Annotated in this window: 2 protein-coding genes and 1 pseudogene; 2 read left to right on the forward strand and 1 reads right to left on the reverse strand. The window is 64.3% G+C overall.

What is annotated here, in order from left to right; all coding sequences use genetic code 11:
- Positions 1-1,220 (reverse strand): annotated as a pseudogene (locus A2J03_RS21550) (transposase); the annotation flags it as partial.
- A 612-nt stretch (positions 1,221-1,832) separates the two neighbouring features.
- Here A2J03_RS21550 and A2J03_RS21560 point away from each other — a divergent pair.
- Positions 1,833-2,216: a BlaI/MecI/CopY family transcriptional regulator gene (locus tag A2J03_RS21560; RefSeq protein ID WP_197480902.1), complete on the forward strand. Its 384-nt coding sequence runs from the start codon at positions 1,833-1,835 to the stop codon at positions 2,214-2,216.
- On the forward strand, positions 2,213-2,983 hold a 771-nt coding region (locus A2J03_RS21565), incomplete at its 3' end, for a M56 family metallopeptidase (protein WP_068378093.1). The genes A2J03_RS21560 and A2J03_RS21565, both read left to right, overlap by 4 nt.

The raw sequence follows: 2,983 nt of genomic DNA on the forward strand, positions 1-2,983 counted from the left end.
TTTCGGCCGTACACGTTCTCGAACACCGTGATCCACGGCTTCTCCCACGGCCAGTGCGTGGGGAGGTGCAGGGTCAGCTTTCGTGCCGATGACGCGATTCGGGTAGGGACGGTGATCAATGTCCGGCGGACGGTGTCGGTGTGTGCTTTCGCCAGCGTGGGGTCGCCGGTGAGGGTGGCGGGGGCTCGGGTGAGGTTGAACGCCAGCACCGCGCAGACCAGCCAGGCAGCGTTCGCACAGAATTTTCCAGACGGGAGGTGGGCGAGGGCGGAGTTTTTCAGGTCGGCGTGGACCTGCTCGATGATCGCGTGTGCCGGCGGTGGGTCTTGTCGGCGGCGACGGTATCTTCCACCTCGGGGTCGGTGGTGGTGAAGAACGCGTGGAAACGCCACACGTCGAACAGCGTGCGCTGACCTTGGTTTCTTCTTGGGGCGCAGGTCCGGGATCCGACGCACCACCAGGCGGCCGGGTACGCAGTGCGCTTTCTTCTGCGTGGCGAACGCGGTGAACGGGATTTCCGCGACCTCAGCGGTGGAGATCCACGACTGGGTGTCTTCGTCGTAGATCGCGGAGTCCGCCCGCACCAACGTCGGTGACACCTGCTGCCTGGCAGCGGGGATCGGATGCGCCATCGTGGTCGGACACCGTCCGGAGTCGGTCCACGGTTCGCAGGGTGTCGGCCACCATCCGGCGCCGCGCGGTGACCCGACGGACCCCTTCCGCAGGCGCTGTCCGGTGATCACCGGCGCCGCGCCGCTGGTGGTGATCAGCGAGTTCAACCCTCGGATTCCGGAGTAGCCGTAGCTCGAACATTGCTTGGCGTGGTCGTGCACTTCGATGATCGAGTCGTCGATGTCGACCACGACCCGCCCGGGTGCCTTTCCCGGCGAGCAGCGGTGTCGTCTGTGCCAACGCGATCAGCATCCTGGAGGCGACGGCGTCGAGTTGGCGGACGTGCCCGAAGGTGAACTCGCGAAGGAACGATCCCAACGTCGACGGTGCGTACGGCCGGTCGAAGAGTGTACCCATCGCTCCGTGCCGAAGTACGGCGGTGTCGGCGATGGAATCGGCGCCGAGGACCATCGCCCCGACCACGGAGGCGACCTTGAGGCCGGAGTTCGCGCCTTTGTCGGTCGGGACGCTCAGGTGCTCCTGCGCCAGGTCCTGCAACCCGGATCGTCGAAGAGAGCCGCGGCGACAGGTCGGGTGTGACACAACACCTGGGTGTTGAGTCAGGCGGAGCCCGGCGACAACATCCACCGTAGCCAACATGCACGACGAGAATTCGAGAAGCAGGTCGTCGTACCGACGATTCGAATGAACGCCCTACTGCGATATGAGGTTAGGCTCACTGATGTCACCGTCGCCTTGCTGGTGATGGGGTGAACCTTTCGGGCAAGCACCATGGTATGGCCGAAATTTTTGGATGCTGCGAACGACTCCGGTTCCTGTGGCGAATCGAAGCGCAGAGCGGATTGGTGGGATGCGGCGGCAAAGCGATTGAGGGCCGGCCTCGACGAACAGATCCGCGTCCTTCTCGCTACGCCACAGAGCGGGCGGTGAACGATGTGCGAGTCCCACCGAGTCGCCGATAAAGGTGAACACCCTGGAGTCGAAGACGCAACCATCCGACAAGACACGTAGCTGCGCCGCGCGTAGACAGTCGAACCCCCAATCGGATGCGGGCTCAGCGTTATGGCCGTCGGCGCGCCTGACGACGTGCTGGATTCGGGGTGTCGGCAGCACCGGTTCAGTGCGTACGTACTGGCTGACCCTCGGGTCGTCTTCGGTGGCATATCCTGGAACGGCAGCCGAAGAGTGAGGTCGAAGCCGTGCGTAGAGGTTCCGGACAGTTGGAGGAGTCGATCCTTCGATTGCTCGGTGAGCATCATGAGTTGGCGGTGTCAGAGGCTCGGGAGTTACTCGGATCCGATCTTGCGCATACGACAGTGATGACGGCGCTGGGGCGATTACACGGCAAGAGGCTCGTCGACCGGGAACGACGCGGACGATCGTACGTCTACACCCTCCGCGCTCCCGTCGACGAGCTACCGGCCTTACGAGCAGCGATGCGGATGCGGACCGAACTCGATACGCGAGTCGAACGAGCCGATGTTCTCGCCAACTTCGTTGCATCCCTCGATCCGGAAGACGAATCCGTTCTCCGGAAGCTGCTCTCGGAAAGTTCCGCAAGGAACACGGACCACCGAATATGATGCTGTTGCTCATCGTTGCAGCGTTGCCGTGGATCATGTCGGTCGCGTTGAGAACGTACTGCGGCCCGATCGACGACGATGTCGCACCACGGGCGACGGTGACGGTCATCCCTGTCCTTGCGGCAGTCACGGCCTTCGCTGTCGCGGCGTCCACGACGGCGCTGGCATCGGTGCTGATCGCCTCACAACCTGCCATTGCAGTTACTGCTGGCGTCGGGATGATCGGGTGGGTTGTATGCAGGCTCGCACTGGTCGTCGGACACATCGCTCGCGTCGTCGCCAGCTCGCGAGATGCTGCGAAGTTCGGAGCTGAGGCCGACGTACGCGGCGGGACCGTTCTCGTCGAATCTACCGAGCCCGACGCGTTCGCCGTTGCCTCCGGTGGCGGCGCGGTGGTGATCACGACGGCGCTCGTCGCGGGGCTGTCGGATACCGAACTCACTGCGGTGGTCGAGCACGAACGCGCACACCTTCGCTTTCGGCACACCTTCTTCACGCAGATGGTCGAGATCGCGGCGCAGTTCGACCCGGTGCTTCGCCCCGCCGTCGGCCACGTCCGCCACGCGGCCGAACGCCATGCAGACGAGTGGGCTGCGAGGTATGACAGACATGCAACCATGTCGGCCGTGGCCAAGACGGTATTGCTCCGCGCCCACATCGCACGGCAATCGACTTCGTTGTCGAGCACGGGCGGCGACGTCGTACGCCGTGTCCGCGCTCTGACCGCGCCTCCGCCTCCGCCTCCACGTCGTACGGTTGTGGTCGCC

It is taken from the genome of Rhodococcus sp. EPR-157, assembly GCF_001647195.1.
Lineage (GTDB): Bacteria > Actinomycetota > Actinomycetes > Mycobacteriales > Mycobacteriaceae > Rhodococcoides.